Genomic DNA, 244 nt, shown 5'->3' on the forward strand with positions numbered 1-244 from the left:
GTACCAGTTTGTCTGGTCAGGCCGTTACTGACGGTATTCTGGTACGCCTGGCCCCCACCTGGAACGGCATGGAAGTACTGGAAGAAGGGGGCAAGTTGCGGGTACAGCCCGGAGTGATCGGTGCCCATGCCAACCGTAAGTTGGCCCCGTTCCAGCGTAAGATTGGCCCTGATCCTGCCTCCATCAATGCCTGTAAAATCGGCGGTATTGTGGCCAACAACGCATCCGGTATGTGTTGTGGCAC

Annotated in this window: 1 protein-coding gene; it reads left to right on the plus strand. The window is 57.4% G+C overall.

The features are described from left to right. Positions 1 to 244 (plus strand): FAD-binding oxidoreductase (locus Q4563_RS21900; protein WP_303606039.1); only part of this gene is annotated, 244 nt, incomplete at both ends.

It is taken from the genome of Gilvimarinus sp. 1_MG-2023 (assembly GCF_030548285.1).